The following is a 16,275-nucleotide window of genomic DNA, read 5'->3' on the forward strand; positions in this document are numbered from 1 at the left end:
TCGTGGCGCACCGTGCTGGCGCACAATCAGCGCCATGACCGATTCCCGCAGCCGCCAGGCCGATGCCCTCATCGAAGGACTGCAGCGCGATGCCGGGGGCAGGCTGACCGTGTTCCTCGGCGCGGCACCGGGCGTGGGCAAGACCTTCAGCATGCTCACGCGTGCGCAGGAACAGCTGCGGCGTGGCGTGGACCTGGTGGCGGGCGTGGTGGAAACCCATGGCCGCGCCGAGACCGCCGCGCTGCTGCACGGCCTGCCGGCGCTGCCGCAGCGGCAGCTGACCTACCGCGACCGTTCGCTGCAGGAAATGGACCTGGACGCCATCGTGCAGCGCGCGCCCGCGCTGGTGCTGGTGGACGAACTGGCCCATCGCAATGCACCGGGCAGCCGCCACGAACGTCGATGGCAGGATGTGCTGGAACTGCTGGATGCCGGCATCGATGTGTGGACCACGGTCAACATCCAGCATCTTGAAAGCCTCAATGACGTCGTCCTGCGCATCACCGGCATCCGGGTCACCGAAACCGTGCCCGATGTCGTGCTGGATCGACTGCACGACATCGTGCTGGTCGACCTGCCGCCGCGCGAACTGATCGCACGCCTGCAGCAGGGCAAGGTCTACATACCGGAACAGGCCTCGCAGGCACTGCAGTCTTTTTTCTCCACCGCCAACCTGACCGCGCTGCGCGAACTGGCGATGCAGGAAGCCGCCGACCGCGTCGACAGCAGCCTGCGCGAGGTCCGCGCCGCGGGCGGGGAGGCGGCCTTGCCCTTGCGCCGGCGCGTGCTGGTGGCGATCGATGGGGCTGGGCAGAGCGAGTATCTGGTCCGCGTGGCACGGCGCATCGCCGAGCGCCGCGATGCGCCGTGGACCGTGGTCACCGTGCAACGACGGCGCGCCGACGAAGCGACCCAGCGTGAAATCGACGCAGCGTTCGCGCTCGCACGCCGGCTGGGGGCGGACGCTGAACTGCTGCATGGCGCCAGCGTGGCTGACGCGTTGCTGGACCATGCCGCACAGAACAACGTATCGACGCTGCTGCTGGGGCGTACGCGCGAACGTCCACTGGCCCGGATGCTCAACCGGACGCTCACCCAGCAGCTGATCCAGCATGGCGCTCACTACGAGATCACCATCATCAGCACGCCGCGTGCGCGCGCCAGATCGCGGCGTGATCGCCAGCTGTCGCCCGCACCGGGCCAAGGCATGGAAATGCTGCAGGCCCTGGTCGCCTGCACGCTCGCCTGCGCGGTGGCGTGGGTCGCCGAACGCTGGGTGGGCATGGCGGATCTGTCAATGGTGTTCATCGTCGCGGTGGTGCTGGTCGCCGCCCGTACCCGCGCAAGCGCTGCGGTGCTCGCCGCCGGCCTGTGCTTCCTGGCGTACAACTTCCTGTTCATCGCACCGCGCTTCACCTTCGCCATCAGCGCGCGGCAAGGCGTTATCACGGTCTTTCTGTTCCTGGCTGCGGCGCTGGTGGCGGGCCGCCTTGCGTCACGCCTGCGCATGCAGGTGGTCGCGTTGCGCGCTGCCAACCGGCATGCACATGCCCGCCAGCAGCTGGGCCTGCAGCTCACCCGCGCCGCCAGCATTGAAGCCGTGGCCAGCGCCGGACGGCAGGCCCTGGAGCAGGCCTTGGAGGTGCCGGCATGGCTTCGCATCGGCAGCGACGTCGCCCGCAGTGGCAGCGCCGTGCCGGGCGATACGGACCTGGCCGCCGCCGACTGGTCGCAGCGCCAAGGGCAGGCCAGCGGCCGTTTCACCGATACCTTGGCCGGCGCACGGTGGTGGTGCCTTCCCCTGTTGGATGGCGACGCACGCTGCATCGGCGTGGCGGCGCTGTGCTTTCCGCAGGGGCTGGCGCGGTTGGCACCGGAACAACGGCAGCTGGCGATGGCGATGGTGGATGACATTGCCCAGGCCGCGCTGCGTACGCGCCTGGTGGCCGAGCTGGAACAGGCCCACGTCAGCAACGAGACCGAACGGCTCCGCTCGGCGCTGTTGTCATCGGTCTCCCATGACCTGCGTTCGCCGCTTGCCGCAATGATCGGGTCGGCCGACAGCCTGGCCAGCTATGGCGAGGCGATGGATGGCAGCGACCGCCGTGCGCTGCTGGACACCATCATGCTGGAAGGCGAACGCTTGGACCGCTACATCCAGAATCTGCTGGACATGACCCGGCTCGGCCATGACGGGCTGACGATCAACCGCGACTGGATCGGCGTGGACGAGCTGGTCGGATCGGCCGCACGGCGACTGCAGCGTTACCAGCCGACGGTGCAATTGGTACTGGACATCCCGCCGTCACTTGCCCCGATCTGGGTGCATCCTGCACTGGTGGAACAGGCCCTGTTCAACGTGATGGAAAACGCCGCGAAGTTTTCCCCGCCGGGCGCGCCGGTCACGGTCAGCGCGCGGTTGCAGAACGCCACGCTGGTGGTCGACGTGCTCGACCAGGGGCCCGGCATCCCGGCCGATGAGCGGGCCCGCATCTTCGATATGTTCTACAGCGTGGAACGCGGTGATCGCGGCCGCCACGGCACCGGGCTGGGCCTGGCCATCTGCCAGGGCATGATCGGCGCACATGGAGGCAGCGTGCAGGCGCTGGCGGGACAGGACGGACGCGGTACGCTGATACGGATTTCGCTGCCTCTGCTCACCCCTGCCGGTCACCCCGATGCCGCTGCCGCCTGACACCGCTCCCTCCATCCCCCCCGCCTGCGTGCTGGTCATCGACGATGAAGCGCAGATCCGCCGCTTCCTGGATATCAGCCTGCGTGCGCAGGGCTACCGGGTGGTGCAGGCCGCCAGCGGGCAGGAAGGGCTGGAACGACTGGTCGCGGAGCACGTGGACCTGGTGATCCTGGATATCGGCCTGCCGGACCGGGAAGGGCACGAGGTGCTGGCCGACCTCCGGCAGTGGAGCCAGGTGCCGGTGATCATGCTGACGGTCCGCGCAGGCGAAGCAGAAAAGGTGCGTGCGCTGGATGCCGGGGCCAATGACTACGTGACCAAGCCGTTTGGCACGCAGGAGCTGATGGCACGCGTACGGATGCTGCTGCGCACGCGCGCGTTGCCGCTCGACGGCCAGCCGCCGGTGTTCGACGATGGGCATCTGCGCATCGACCTGGTGCGCCGCGAGGTGGCGCTGGAGGGGGTGCCCGTCACCCTGACGCGCAAGGAGTACGCCCTGCTGTCGCTGCTGCTGGTGAATGCCGGCCGGGTGGTGACGCAGCCGCAGATCCTGAAGGACATCTGGGGGCCGACCCACCAGCACGATACGCATTACCTGCGGATCCTGGTCGGCAAGCTTCGGCAGAAGCTGGGCGATTCCGCGCTGCACTCGCGCTATCTGTTCACCGAACCGGGCGTGGGATTGCGGTTCAAGGGGTAGGTGCCGCTGCGCTCGCCGACCATGGGTCGGCGCTACCGAGGTTCGTGCACGTGGTAGCGCCGAGCCGTGCTCGGCGGAATGATGAATGACCGCTCCGGCCGCTGCGCTCGCCGACCATGGGTCGGCGCTACCAGGTACCGAGGTCCTGGTCACCCAGCAGGGGCTGCAGCTGCGCGCGGAACTGGGCCTTGATGCGCTCCAGTGCCGCATCGGTGTCGGCCTCGAAACGCAGCACCAGCACCGGGGTGGTGTTGGACGCGCGCACCAGGCCCCACCCGTCGGCGAAGTCGACACGCAGACCGTCGATCGTAGAGATGCGACCGCCGACGAACGGGTTCTCCGGCGCCTGCGCCGCACTGACCACCAGCGATACGAGCGCGTGCGGCGTGCCATCGGCGACGGGTACCTTGATCTCCGGCGTGGAGAGGCTCTGCGGCAGTTCCTCCAGCACCTCCTGTGGCGTTTCCTCGCGCAGGGCAAGGATCTCCAACAGGCGCGCGGCGGCATACAGTCCATCGTCGAAGCCGAACCAGCGCTCGCGGAAGAAGAAGTGGCCGCTCATCTCGCCGGCCAGCTCCGCATCCGTCTCGGCCATCCGTGCCTTGATCAGCGAATGTCCGGTCTTCCACATCATCGGGCTGCCGCCATGGCGCAGCACGAAGTCGGCCAGCTTGCCGGTGCACTTCACGTCATAGATCACCATCGCACCCGGATTGCGCAGCAGCACGTCGGCGGCGAAGAGCATCAGCAGGCGGTCGGCGAAGATGATCGTGCCGTCCGGCGTGACCACGCCAAGGCGATCACCATCACCGTCGAAGGCGATACCCAGGTCCGCACCGAAACGCTTCACCGTCTGCACGAGGTCCTGCAGGTTTTCCGGCACGCTTGGATCGGGGTGGTGGTTGGGGAAGGTGCCATCCACATCGCAGTACAGCGGGATGACTTCCGCGCCGATGGCTTCCAGCAGCGGCTGCACCAGGGCACCGGCCACGCCGTTGCCCGCATCGGCCACGACCTTCAAGGGCCGTTCCAGCTGCACGTCGTCGGCGATGCGCCGCACGTACTCATCGTTCACTTCGCGCTGCTGGTAGTTGCCGGGCGTCGCGGCCTGGGTCAAGCGGCCCTCGACGATGCGCGTATACAGCGCGGTGACCGCGTCGCCGGACAAGGTCTGGCCCGCGATGACGATCTTGAAGCCGTTGTACTCCGGCGGATTGTGGCTGCCGGTCACCGCCACGCAGCTGCCGGTACGCAGGTGATGGCTGGCGAAATACACCACCGGGGTGGGTGCCAGGCCGATGTCGATGACATCGCACCCAGCGCGGCGAAGCCCTTCGGCCAGGCCGGCCGCGAGTTCCGGGCCCGACAGGCGACCATCACGACCGATCACGACTTCGCGCAGGCCCTGCTCCACCACTTCACTGCCGATGGCCTGACCGATCAGCGCGGCCACCTTGGGGCTCAGCTCATCACCGACCACGCCACGGATGTCGTACGCACGGAAGATGCCTGCCGCCAGCGTAGCGGCGGCGGCCGGCGGCGCGACGGGCCTGCTGTCATCCAGGGCGGGCGCGTCTGCTTCGGTGTCGACGGCGGTCTGCGCCAGGCTTTCGCGCAGGGTCAACCCGTGTTCTTCGGCCGCGGTGCGCGATGTGCGCGAAGGCAATGGCAGGCGCGACTTGCCCACCACCACCAGCACGGCAACCAGCACCAGCAACAGGGCCACGATGGAACAGCCTAGCGGCCCCAGTCCCAGCGGACCAGCCTCGATGGAGGGCACCCCGGCGGCCAGCCGCAGGCTGCTGCCCTTGATCGGGCGCGCCAGCACTTCACCACTGTCGGCAAGCGCTGGGTTACCGCGTTCGAGCACGTTGAAACTTCCCTGGCGCAGCGCGAGGTAGCCGCTTTCCGGCGCCTGCACGGCATCCAGCGGTCCGGTGAGCTGCATCAGCGGCTGTTGTACGTAGACCACGGCAGCGTCTTCCGGGCCAAGCGGGACACGCGCGGCCAATCCGAACCGCGCGCCCTCTTTTGCACGCACCACCCGGGCAACCGGCGCCTCCGCGCCCAGCGCGGCCTCCAGCAAGGCGAGACGCGCGTACCCAAAGGCCGGCGGATCTGCGTAGGCGCTGTCCAGCGTGCCATTCCACACCTGCACGTCTTCGACGCCGGTCCAGCTTTCACGCAATGCCGTTGCCGCAGCGGTCGTGTCGCCGGCCTGCAGGGCCTGCTGCACCCGCGGCGCCTGCAACTGCCTGGCGAACTGCTGCACCTGACCGGCCAGCGCTTGTTGCAGTCCCTGCACGGCGGTATCGCGCGCCTGTTCCAGCTGCGTGCCGGTATGCGTCTGCCGCCATTGTTGCGCGGCACTCCAACCGAACCACCCGGCCAACAACAGCAGCAACACCGCCAACAACGGTCCCGTGCGCCCGCCTGCCGCTACTCCCTTCCCCTTGCCGATCATCCTGTCCCCCAAGAGTTCAGCGCACTCCGGTATGGCCGAATCCACCGGCGCCGCGCGTGCTGTCGCTGAAAGTATCCACTACCTGAAGGCCGACGCGCACGATCGGCAGCACGACCAGCTGCGCGATCCGGTCACCGGGCTCGATGGTGAAGGCATCGCGGCCCCGGTTCCAGACACTGATCAACAGCGGTCCCTGGTAATCGGCATCGATGAGGCCGGTCCCGTTGCCCAGCACGATGCCGTGGCGATGGCCCAGCCCGGACCGTGGCAGGATCACCGCACACAGATTCGGATCGGCTACGTGGATGGACAGCCCGCTGGGCACCAGCGCGGTGTCACCCGGCTGCAGGGTCAGCGCGGTTTCCAGCGCCGCACGCAGGTCCATGCCGGCGCTGGCTTCGGTGGCGTAGGCCGGCAATGGCCAGCTGTCGCCGAAGCGCGGATCAAGCAGCTTCACCTGCAAGGGCTGCAGGGACGGCGTGGCGGGACGGGATGCGGTGGTCATGCTTTGAGCCTTTGCGCGATGAGGGCGAGGAGGTGGGTGGCCAGTTCGGTCTTCGAGGTGGCCGGGAATACCTGCTCGCCGCCCTGCCAGTAGGCCGTGGCGGCGTTGTCGTCACTCTCGAATCCGCCCGTGCCCTGCCCCACCTGGTTGGCGATCACCAGATCCAGGCGCTTGTCGACCAGCTTGCCGCGCGCGTACTTCTCCACGTCGTGGGTTTCCGCGGCGAACCCGACGACCAGCTTCAACGACTGGGTCTGGGTGGCGACCTCGGCCAGGATGTCGGGCGTACGCACCAGGTCGATCACCAGTGACTGGCTGTCGGCGGTTTTTTTCAGCTTCTGCGGTGCTACGTGGCGCGGCGTGTAATCGGAAACGGCGGCCGCCCCGATGTAGATGTCGGCGGGCAGTGCGCCGAGTACCGCGTCGCGCATCTGCGCCGCCGAACGTACGTCGATGCGCTGCACGCCTGCCGGCGTGGCCAGATGGACCGGCCCACTGACCAGCACCACGCTGGCGCCCAGTCGGGCGGCGGCGGCAGCGAGCGCATAGCCCATCTTGCCGCTGCTGCGGTTGCCGACGTAGCGGACCGGATCGATGTCTTCATACGTCGGCCCGGCACTGATCACCACGCGCAGGCCTGCCAACTGGCTGCCGGCAACCGCTTGCTGCGTGTCCGCGTCAGCGCGTTCGGCCGCCACCAGCGCGGCCACGATGTCATCCGGCTCGGCCAGCCGGCCGGGACCAGACTCGCCCTCGGCCAGCGGACCGTCCACCGGCCCGACCACCTGCGCACCGCGCGCGCGCAGCAGCCCGATGTTCGCCTGCGTGGCCGGATGCAGCCACATGCGGTGGTTCATCGCCGGGCACACGGTGAGGGCTGCGGTACTGGCCAGGCACAGCGTGGTGACCAGATCGTCAGCATGCCCCTGCGCCATCCGAGCCAGCAGGTCGGCAGTGGCCGGAGCGATCACGATGCGATCGGCCCAGCGCGCCAGCTCGATATGGCCCATCGCCTGTTCGGCCGCGCTGTCCCACAGGGTGGTCCGCGTGGGATGCCCGGACAGCGCCTGGAAACTCAGCGGGGTGACGAACTGCTGGGCACCCGCGGTCATCGCGACCTGCACCTGCGCACCTGCATCACGCAGCCGGCGCACCAGCTCCAGCGACTTGTAGGCCGCGATTCCGCCACCGACACACAGCAGCACCCGACGCCCTTGCAGAGGGCGCGGCAGTGCCGGGGAAGCCTTGGGTGAGTCAGCCACCGGAAAAATCCTATGCGCGCAAAGACATTAGCTTAGCCGAAAGCCCCGTAGACCCCCTATTTGAGGAGATATGACCGACGGATATAAGGACATGTATGGCAGCATCAAACGAAGCCGGATGTCGCCCCCGCCGCTTGCAACAAGCGGGCGTCTGTTATCGGTTCCGCTCCAGCGCAGGACGTCGTTTTGTATATCCGGACCATCATCGCCGACGATCATCCGATCATCCTGTACGGTGCCCGCGTGGTCCTGCAGAACGCACAGATCGACGTGGTCGGCGAGGCGCCAGGCGGTGAAACGCTGCTCGCCCTGCTGTCCCGGCAGCCCTGCGACGTTGTCTTAACCGACCTGACCATGCCCGGCGAAGGGCTGGACGGACCCGAGCTGCTGGACCGCATCCGGACCGATCATCCCGACCTGCCACTGGTGGTGCTCACCGGCACCGCCAGCCCGAGCGTGCTGGCCATGCTGCTGGGAAGCGGCGTGCGCGGCGCGCTGGACAAGGCCGTCGACTTCGACGAACTGGCACAGGCGGTACGCACGGCCGCTTCCGGCCAGACCTATGTGTCGCAGCACCTGCGCTCCCATCTGGAAGCCCGCGACCTCGCCCACCGGACGCGCCCGGCCAGCTTGTCGCCCGGTGAATGCGAGGTGCTGGAGGGTCTGCGGGTGGGCCTGAGCATCAACGCCATCGCCCAGCGTCGTGGCCGCAGTCCGAAGACCGTCAGCCGGCAGAAGTCCGACGCGATGCGGAAGCTGGGGCTGACCGGCAACCATGAGCTGCATGCCTTCCTGCAGACTTGCCCGATCCGGGTCCCTGCCAAGGTCTGAAGCGGCGACACGCCGGTACCTGATGGGCCGCCGCCTGCGGTCACCGCACACTGCCGGCATGGCAATCCATGACTGGCCCCCCAATGAGCGCCCCCGCGAACGACTCCTGGCCAAAGGCCCTGGAGCGCTGTCCGAAGCCGAGCTGCTGGCCCTCTTCCTCGGCTCCGGCACGCGTGGCCAGGATGCGGTGCAGACCGCCCGCGCCCTGCTCGGCGCGCACGGCCCGCTGCGTCGCCTGCTGGACCTCCCCGCCGCCCAGCTGGCTCGGCTGCCGGGACTGGGGCCGGCGCGCAGCTGCGCGCTGGTGGCCGGACTGGAACTCGCCCAGCGTCATCTCGCCGCCCGGCTCGGCGAACGCGAGGTGGTCGGACATTCACCGGCGGTGGCAGCCCATTTTCTGCAACACCGGTTGCGCGGACGCCCCAACGAGGTGTTCGCGGCGCTGTTCATGGACAACCAGCACCGTCTACTGGCCTATGAAGAACTGTTCCAGGGCACGATCAATGCGGCGTCGATCCATCCGCGCGAGGTTGTCCGCCGCGCCATGGCCCACAACGCCGCCGCGGTGATCGTCAGCCATAATCATCCCTCCGGCCATGCGGAACCGTCCTCCGCCGACCATGACGCGACGCATGCGCTGCAGCAGGCGCTGGCGGTCATGGACATCCGCCTGCTGGACCATCTGGTCATCGGCGAAGGCCCCCCTGTGTCGTTTGCTGAACGCGGTTGGCTGTTGCCTGTCGCCGCCCGCACGCCCCGCTAGCGCCGGGCCGGGGAGGCCAGACCCGCCCACGCCACGGGGATCCACGGCGGTTGCGGCGGCCCCAGCTGAGCGGCACCACGCTGCGACGTACGGTTGCTGCCGCCGTGGGGGGACAGATCGGCTAAAATGGGGGATTCCGCCGCTCACTTCACAGCAGGCCTCGTGAAAAATCTCCTCCGCGCCCTGATCAGCCAAGGCATCGAAGCCCTGCGCGCCAATGGCACCCTGCCCGTCGACTCCCTGCCGCCGGAATTCGTGGTCGAACGCCCGAAAACCCGGGAACACGGCGACTTCGCCACCAATGCCGCGATGCTGCTGGCCAAGGCTGCGCGCAGCAATCCGCGCGCCATCGCCCAGGCGTTGGTAGAGGCGTTGCCGAACAGCACCGATGTCAACAAGGTCGAGATCGCAGGCCCCGGCTTCATCAATTTCCACCTCGCGGCCAGCGCGTTCCAGCGCGAGGCCGTCAGCGTGATCAAGGAAGGTGTCGACTACGGTCGCAACCTGTCCGGCAATGGCCGTACGGTCGGCGTGGAGTATGTGTCCGCCAACCCGACCGGACCGTTGCACGTCGGCCACGGCCGTGCCGCCGCGATCGGTGACTGCGTTGCCCGCGTGCTGGATGCCAATGGCTGGAACGCCAAGCGCGAGTTCTATTACAACGATGCCGGCGTGCAGATCGAGAACCTCGCCCTGTCCACCCACGCACGGGTCAAGGGCATCAAGCCCGACGAGCCCGGCTGGCCGGAAGGCGGCTACCGCGGCGATTACATCCAGGACGTGGCCGACGCGTACATGCGCGGCGCCAGCGTCGACCTGGAAGGCACCATGGTGGTCGGCGCCAAGGATCCCGACGACATGGCGGCACTTCGTCGTTTCGCCGTGGCCTACCTGCGCAACGAGCAGAATCTCGACCTGGCCGCATTCGGCGTGGATTTCGACATCTATTTCCTGGAAAGCTCGCTGTACAACGACGGCAAAGTCGCCGAAGCGGTGCAGCGCCTGCAGGAGTCGGGACATACCTATGAGGAAGGCGGCGCGCTGTGGCTGCGCTCGACCGACTTCGGTGACGACAAGGACCGCGTGATGCGCAAGTCCGACGGCACCTTCACCTACTTCGTCCCGGACGTGGCCTATCACCTGACCAAGTGGCAGCGCGGCTACGAGCGCGCCATCACTGAACTGGGCGCAGACCATCACGGCTCGCTGTCGCGCGTTCGCGCCGGCCTGCAGGCAATGGGCGTGGGCATCCCGCAGGGCTGGCCCGAATACGTGCTGCACCAGATGGTGACGGTGATGCGTGGCGGTGAAGAGGTGAAGCTGTCCAAGCGTGCCGGCAGTTACTTCACCCTGCGCGACCTGATCGAGGAAGCCGGCCGCGATGCGACCCGTTGGTTCCTGATCGCGCGCAAGCCGGACTCGCAGCTGACCTTCGACATCGATCTGGCGCGGCAGCAGAGCAACGACAATCCGGTGTTCTACGTGCAGTACGCCCATGCCCGCGTGTGCAGCCTGCTTCGCCAGGCGAACGAGAAGGGAATGGGGTATTCACAGGAGCAGGGACTGACCGCGCTGCGTACGCTGGACGACGAGTCGTCGCTGAACCTGATGAATGAAATCTCGCGGTATCCGGAGGTGGTGGAAGCCGCCGGCATTGCGCTGGAACCGCACCTGGTTGCGCAGTACCTGCGTGAATTGGCACACGCGTTCCACACGTGGTATCACGGGACGCCGGTGCTGGTGGAAGACGCCGCCGACCGCGATGCCAAGCTCACCCTCGCCTGCGCAACGCGCCAGGTGCTGAGCAATGGCCTGGAACTCCTGGGCGTGGGCGCCCCGGAAAAAATGTAAGCACTGGAGACGTAGTAGACATGGCAGCACGACGCGGCAAAAGTCAGGCACGGCGCAACAGCAGCCAGGGAACGCCGGGATGGGTGTGGCTGATCGCCGGCGTGGCGATTGCCGCGGTGGTGTTCCTGGCTGCACCGAATCTGTTCAAAGGCGATGCCGACGGCTTCCTGCGTGCGGGCCCGCGCCCGGACCCGAATGCGCAGCCGGCGCCGGTAGCCGAGGCCGAGAGCGACGTGGGTTCGCAGGTGGAAGCGCCTGCGGCGGCGAAGCCGGCCGAGCCCGCCAAGCCCGCCGCAACGCAGTACGACTTCTACACGCTGCTGCCCGGCAAGGAAGTGGAGATGTCCGACGCGGAACTGGCTGCCAGCGCGCGTGCCGAAGACCAGCGTCGGGTGCGGACAGAAGCGCAGCGCGCGCAGGCGGCGCTGGAAGGCAAGCCGGTACCGCCCGCTGCGGCCCCCGCGCCGTCGTCCACGGCGGCAACGACCACGGCAGGCACGGCCACCGCGCCGGCCAGCACGGCGCTGCCCGCCCCATTGAATGAGCGTCCGGCGTCGCCCCCGCCGGCGGCCGCCACGCCGGTGGCCAGTGCGCCTGCCGCTGCGGCCCCCAACGCAACGGCAGCACCCGCGCCGGCCATCGCCGCTGCGGAAAGCAACGTGCGCTACATCCTGCAGGCCGGCGCCTTCGGTGCGTCCGGTGATGCCGAAGCGACCAAGGCCAAGCTGGCCATGATCGGCCTGCCGGCCCGCGTGGAATCGGCACAGATCAACGGCAAGACGGTCTATCGCGTACGGATGGGGCCTTACGGCACCGCCGGCGAGCTGTCAGAAGCCAAGCAGAAGGTAGACGGTACCGGCCTGCAGGCGATGGCGATCAAGGCACAGTAACCGGCCGCCCGGGATCGGATCCCTTTCGTCCAGCGAAAGGAATCCGATCCCTGCTGCGCTCGGGGTCAGCCTTCGCGGGCGACCTGGAACCCGGCGAAGGACTGGCTGACCGGCATCACTTCCAAGCGGTTGATGTTGAGGTGCGGCGGCAGGCTGGCCACCCAGAAGATCTGCTCGGCGATATCGTCGGCCGTCATCGGATTGGCACCGGTATACAGCTTGTCCGACGCCGCCTGGTCGCCGTGCGTACGCACCACGGTGAACTCGGTCTCCGCCATGCCCGGTTCAATGGTGGTCACCCGCACGCCACTGCCGTGCAGGTCCGCACGCAGGCCCAGCGAGAACTGGCTGACGAATGCTTTGGTGCCGCCGTAGGCATTGCCACCCGGATACGGGTAGACGCCGGCCACGGACGAAATATTGATGATGGCGCCCTTGCGCGCGACCAGTTGCGGCAGCAGGCGGTGGGTCAGCGTGACCAGGGCCGTGACATTGGTGTCGATCATCGTGCGCCAGTCTTCCAGACGGGCCAGCTGGGCAGGCGCGGTGCCCTGCGCCAGGCCCGCGTTGTTCACCAGCAGATCGATCTGCGCGAACGCCGGCGGCAACGCCGCGAGCGCGGCATCCATCGCCTCTGCATCGCGCACGTCGAATACGGCGGCGTGTACCCGGTCAGCCCCGTAGGTGTCCACCAGCGGCTGCAGTCGCTCGCTGCGACGGCCGGTCGCGATGACGTTCCAGCCCGCCTTGGCAAAGCGATGGACGGCAGCGGCACCGAAGCCGGAGGTGGCGCCGGTGATCAGGGCAGTACGGGTCATCTGGCAACTCCATGGGGTCAGGCGGACATTCTGTCACTGTCGGCCAGCGCCTGTGTTGCCGGATCGGTTGCGGTGCGCTCAGCGTACGCGGAACACGCGCGCCTTCGGCAGGTCCGGATCGACCTGCAGGAACCAGCGGCCGGCAATGCCGGGCACCACTTCGATCTGCGGATCCTGCACGGCATGTCGCAGAGTCATCCGGCCCTTCAACACCTGCCATTGCTGGCCGTTGTCGAGGGTGAACAGCGTGCCGGGCTCCCACCCGGCGATGGTGCCGGTGGCGCGTGCCTTGATGGGCCCCTCGTCCAGGCCGATATGCATGGGGGCAGGCCGTGGCGACGCATCCGCCGCCGACGGGACGCCGGCTCGGGCGACGTCCGGCACGTTCTGCTGATGCGCGGCTTCTGTGTCCTGCAGCAGCCGGTTCAGCGCATCAAGCTGCGCCGTGCTCAGTCCGATATCGGCCAGCTTCGTCGGGTCGACCCGCTGCTGCAGTGGCACGAAGGCAGGCTGCGCCCAGGCCGGAGATGCCAGCATCAGGGCCGCCAAGGCAAGGAAAAAGCGAGCGCGCATCGGGGGTCCTGCTGCAGAAGGTCACAGCGCGCACTGTGCTGCAGTTCCGTGACCGCGGGATGACAGGGGATGGGGACGGTACAATGGGGGTCCCGGTACGCCGTACCGGTGGTGTGGAAGATCATGATCAACAACGATGTCCTGCGCAGCCTGCGCTTTGCCCTCGACCTGAGCGACAACCACATTGTGGTGCTGTGCGAACTGGCCGATCCCGCCTTTCCGGTGACTGCCGAGCAGGTCAATGCCTGGTTGAAGCAGGAAAACGAAGCAGGCTTCGAACCCTGCAGCGATGAGGCGCTGGCCCATGTGCTGGACGGCCTGATCGTGCACCTGCGCGGCCGCGACGAGACCCAGCCACAGCGCGCCATCGAGACGCGCATCGACAACAACCTGATCCTGAAGAAGCTGCGCGTTGCTTTCCAGCTGCGGGACGTGGACCTGCACGAGATTTTCGTCGACGCCGGCTTCGCCGTGACCAAGCCGGAGCTGAGCGCCGTGTTCCGCCAGCGCGACCACAAGAACTTCCGCAAGGCCGGCGACCAGCTGCTGCGGTATTTCCTGAAGGGTCTGGTACTGCGGGTGCGCGGCGCGGCGAACGAGTAAGGGGCCCTCGCGCCACCCTGCAACGAACGCGCCCGGTAGCGCCGAGCCCCGCCCGGCGGGCGACATCAGGGCATCGTGACGGGCGGACGGGCACGGCTCGGCGCTGCGGCTAGAAGCTGGCCTGCAGCGCCAGTTCCAGACGGCCGCCGGCATTGCCGGGGAACAAGGTGCGGGCAGCGCCGTCGGTAGCGTGGCCGGTGACGCGCAGTTCCCAGCGTTCGGCCATCGCGCGGATCAGGCTGACCTGCACATGCTGGTAGTTGCGCGCCTGCGCGCTGGCCAGCCAATAGCGGCCGTAGACGGCCTCCAGGCGCGTGTCGGCCCCCAGCGGGAGGCGTCCACCGATCTGTGTATAGGTACCGGCGTCACCACCGGCCAGGGCATCGCGCGAATGCGCCAACTGCAGCCACGCGCGTTGCCGGTAGGTCGCCGTGGCGGACAGTTCGGTCCAGTCCAGCGCGCGTCCAGTAGCGGGGTAGACGTAGCGCACGACGCTGCCGTCCAGGCCCCATGCGGGCGTCAGATCACCGCTCCACCCCAGTGCCGCATCGAACTCGCTACGCGCACCGACGTCCGGCGTGAGCGCGACATTCGATCCCCACACACTGGCATACAGCCCATTGCGCGCGCTGAGCCGCACGCCCGCCTGCACCGCAGGATCGCCACCGGTCTGTGAGCTGCCACGCCAGACATAGTCGCTGGCCAAGGCCAGGCTTCCGCTGCCCGATGCGCCCGCAGTGGCCTGCGCCCCCATCCCTGCCACCAGCAGCCCTGCCGCTGTGTACCTGCGCATCCCATCCCACTTCATGCTGCTGTGTCCTGTGCAATGACGGCAGGGCCGTCGGAGCTGGGCAGTGTGGAAGGACGGGGCGTAACCGATCGATGGCGCCGGCCCCGGTTGCGCGCAAAGACGACGTAAAGTCCGCGCGCGCTATCATGGCTCCCTGTTCAACGGAGCACCTGCGTGGACGCGATCCTGACCCCTGTATCGATCGGCGAGCTGATCGACAAGATCACCATCCTGGAAATCAAGGCCGAACGCATCTCGGATGCGGACAAACTGGCCAACGTACGCACCGAACTGGACGGCCTGCTGCCGTTGTTCGCCGCGCAACGCAGCAGCCAGCCGGCGCTGGATGCCCTGAAGCAGCAGCTGAAGGCCATCAACGAGCGCATGTGGGATATCCAGGACCAGCTGCGCGATAAAGAAGCGGCGCAGGTGTTCGACGACGCCTTCGTGCAGCTCGCGCGCGGTGTCTATGGCACCAATGGCGAACGGGTGCAGGTGAAGAACGAGATCAACCGGGTCGCCGGTTCGGCGCTGGTGGAAGAAAAACAGTACCAGGGCGAGTAACGCGCAGGCCGTGTGCTGGAACGGAAAAGGCCCGGCAATTGCCGGGCCTTTTCGTCATGCGCGGGGCGTGCATATGGCACGCGCGCAGGGTCTTACCAGCTGAAGCGCGGGCCGACCGACCATTCCTTGTCGCCATCACGGTTCATCTTGATGTCGCCGTTGATGCCCCAGTTCTGGTTGAGCTTGACCTGGGCACCCAGGCGACCGTACCACTGGCCTTCCGGATTGACGCCCTTCTTCTTGTCGTAATCTTCGTAGCCGCCCATCGCGTAGACCTCGGCATGCTCACCGAACGCGGTACGGATACCGGCTTCGGTGCTCCAGCCATTGAAGTCCAGGTTCGAACCCTTCAGGTTGCGGTTGTTGTAAGCCGCACGTGCCACGAAGTCGGTCGACGGCGCGATTTCGACGTTGTAACCGACGCCCAGGCGCCACTGGTCCAGGTCGGTCTTGGTTGCGTCCAGTTCCTGCTGGCTGTACTCACCGAACACATGCATGTTCGGCAGCACGCCGTAGGAGCCCTTCACGCCCCAACCATCGGCCTTCAGCGCATCGGCCTGGGTCTTCACGTAATCGGCTTCGGCGTAGTTGTACGACAGGTTCTCAGCGGCCGAAGCAGCGAACGGCAGGGCAGTGGCCAGAGCCAGGGCAATCAGCGAAGTCTTCATGGGGGTACAACCTCTTGTCTTTCTGGTTTTGTTGCAGCAGCGCCAGGGCGCCGTCGCATCGGGTATGTAAAGTTTCCGTTTTTTGACCTAACCCCATCCTGAAAGCAGAAATGTGATTTTGGGGCTGTATTCAGCTGTTTTCAGGCATACGCGCGCGCCTTTCATTTCCAAGCGTGCAGAGGGCGTTCACGGCAGACGCCCGCCGCGCGGCGTAAACAGACGGGAAAGCGCACCCACCGCGGCTGCAGCGTGTCGATTTCCGTCGCCTGGGTTCGTCATACCCATGAAGGCACTGCGT

15 protein-coding genes are annotated in these 16,275 nt (G+C 67.4%); 8 read left to right on the forward strand and 7 right to left on the reverse strand.

What is annotated here, in order from left to right; all coding sequences use genetic code 11:
* The first annotated feature begins 34 nt into the window (after positions 1-34).
* Both IFT58_RS18195 and IFT58_RS18200 read left to right on the forward strand, forming a co-directional pair.
* Entirely contained in the window at positions 35-2,695 is a 2,661-nt protein-coding gene (locus IFT58_RS18195) for a sensor histidine kinase KdpD (protein WP_192096474.1), read from the forward strand.
* Positions 2,679-3,395, forward strand: coding sequence for a response regulator transcription factor (locus tag IFT58_RS18200; RefSeq protein ID WP_192096476.1), 717 nt, complete (start codon positions 2,679-2,681; stop codon positions 3,393-3,395). Before IFT58_RS18195 ends, IFT58_RS18200 begins: the two co-directional genes overlap by 17 nt.
* 127 nt (positions 3,396-3,522) lie before the next feature.
* Here IFT58_RS18200 and IFT58_RS18205 read toward each other — a convergent pair whose 3' ends face one another.
* The 3 genes from IFT58_RS18205 to coaBC are packed head-to-tail and all read right to left on the reverse strand — an operon-like array spanning position 3,523 to position 7,626.
* Positions 3,523-5,859, reverse strand: coding sequence for a phosphomannomutase/phosphoglucomutase (locus tag IFT58_RS18205; protein WP_192096478.1), 2,337 nt, complete (start codon positions 5,857-5,859; stop codon positions 3,523-3,525).
* Between the two features lie 16 nt (positions 5,860-5,875).
* Positions 5,876-6,364, reverse strand: coding sequence for a dUTP diphosphatase (dut, locus tag IFT58_RS18210; RefSeq protein ID WP_188325819.1), 489 nt, complete (start codon positions 6,362-6,364; stop codon positions 5,876-5,878).
* Entirely contained in the window at positions 6,361-7,626 is a 1,266-nt protein-coding gene (coaBC, locus tag IFT58_RS18215) for a bifunctional phosphopantothenoylcysteine decarboxylase/phosphopantothenate--cysteine ligase CoaBC (protein ID WP_192096480.1), read from the reverse strand. Before coaBC ends, dut begins: the two co-directional genes overlap by 4 nt.
* 186 nt (positions 7,627-7,812) lie before the next feature.
* Between coaBC and IFT58_RS18220 the strand changes: the two genes are divergently transcribed.
* The 4 genes from IFT58_RS18220 to IFT58_RS18235 all read left to right on the forward strand — a co-directional run bounded on the left by IFT58_RS18220 (position 7,813) and on the right by IFT58_RS18235 (position 11,961).
* Positions 7,813-8,457 (forward strand): response regulator transcription factor, encoded by a 645-nt coding sequence (locus IFT58_RS18220; protein ID WP_188325817.1) that lies wholly within the window; start codon positions 7,813-7,815, stop codon positions 8,455-8,457.
* Positions 8,458-8,515: 58 nt separating this feature from the next.
* Complete coding sequence (radC, locus tag IFT58_RS18225; protein ID WP_192096531.1) at positions 8,516-9,220, forward strand: DNA repair protein RadC; 705 nt, start codon at positions 8,516-8,518, stop codon at positions 9,218-9,220.
* A 162-nt stretch (positions 9,221-9,382) separates the two neighbouring features.
* Positions 9,383-11,071 (forward strand): arginine--tRNA ligase, encoded by a 1,689-nt coding sequence (gene argS / locus IFT58_RS18230; protein ID WP_192096482.1) that lies wholly within the window; start codon positions 9,383-9,385, stop codon positions 11,069-11,071.
* Positions 11,072-11,091: 20 nt separating this feature from the next.
* Positions 11,092-11,961, forward strand: a complete 870-nt coding sequence (locus IFT58_RS18235; RefSeq protein WP_192096483.1) for an SPOR domain-containing protein — start codon at positions 11,092-11,094, stop codon at positions 11,959-11,961.
* A gap of 65 nt (positions 11,962-12,026) precedes the next feature.
* Here IFT58_RS18235 and IFT58_RS18240 read toward each other — a convergent pair whose 3' ends face one another.
* Both IFT58_RS18240 and IFT58_RS18245 read right to left on the reverse strand, forming a co-directional pair.
* Complete coding sequence (locus tag IFT58_RS18240) at positions 12,027-12,779, reverse strand: SDR family NAD(P)-dependent oxidoreductase (RefSeq protein WP_188325813.1); 753 nt, start codon at positions 12,777-12,779, stop codon at positions 12,027-12,029.
* 78 nt (positions 12,780-12,857) lie between these two features.
* A complete protein-coding gene (locus IFT58_RS18245; RefSeq protein ID WP_192096485.1) occupies positions 12,858-13,352 on the reverse strand; it encodes a hypothetical protein in 495 nt (164 codons plus the stop codon).
* Positions 13,353-13,475: 123 nt separating this feature from the next.
* Here IFT58_RS18245 and IFT58_RS18250 point away from each other — a divergent pair, with 123 nt between their 5' ends.
* Positions 13,476-13,955 carry a DUF1456 family protein gene (locus IFT58_RS18250; RefSeq protein WP_192096487.1) on the forward strand — a complete coding sequence of 160 codons (480 nt, stop codon included), beginning with the start codon at positions 13,476-13,478 and terminating at the stop codon, positions 13,953-13,955.
* Positions 13,956-14,064: 109 nt separating this feature from the next.
* On the opposite strand, the gene IFT58_RS18255 is transcribed toward IFT58_RS18250, so the two are convergent.
* Positions 14,065-14,748 carry a TorF family putative porin gene (locus IFT58_RS18255; protein WP_192096489.1) on the reverse strand — a complete coding sequence of 228 codons (684 nt, stop codon included), beginning with the start codon at positions 14,746-14,748 and terminating at the stop codon, positions 14,065-14,067.
* A 171-nt stretch (positions 14,749-14,919) separates the two neighbouring features.
* On the opposite strand from IFT58_RS18255, the gene IFT58_RS18260 reads away from it, so the two are divergent.
* Positions 14,920-15,309, forward strand: a complete 390-nt coding sequence (locus IFT58_RS18260) for a DUF6165 family protein (protein WP_192082089.1) — start codon at positions 14,920-14,922, stop codon at positions 15,307-15,309.
* A gap of 92 nt (positions 15,310-15,401) precedes the next feature.
* On the opposite strand, the gene IFT58_RS18265 is transcribed toward IFT58_RS18260, so the two are convergent.
* Positions 15,402-15,977, reverse strand: coding sequence for an Ax21 family protein (locus IFT58_RS18265; protein ID WP_188325808.1), 576 nt, complete (start codon positions 15,975-15,977; stop codon positions 15,402-15,404).
* Between the last annotated feature and the right edge of the window lie 298 nt (positions 15,978-16,275).

It is taken from the genome of Stenotrophomonas sp. CFBP 13718, from assembly GCF_014842145.1.
Lineage (GTDB): Bacteria > Pseudomonadota > Gammaproteobacteria > Xanthomonadales > Xanthomonadaceae > Stenotrophomonas.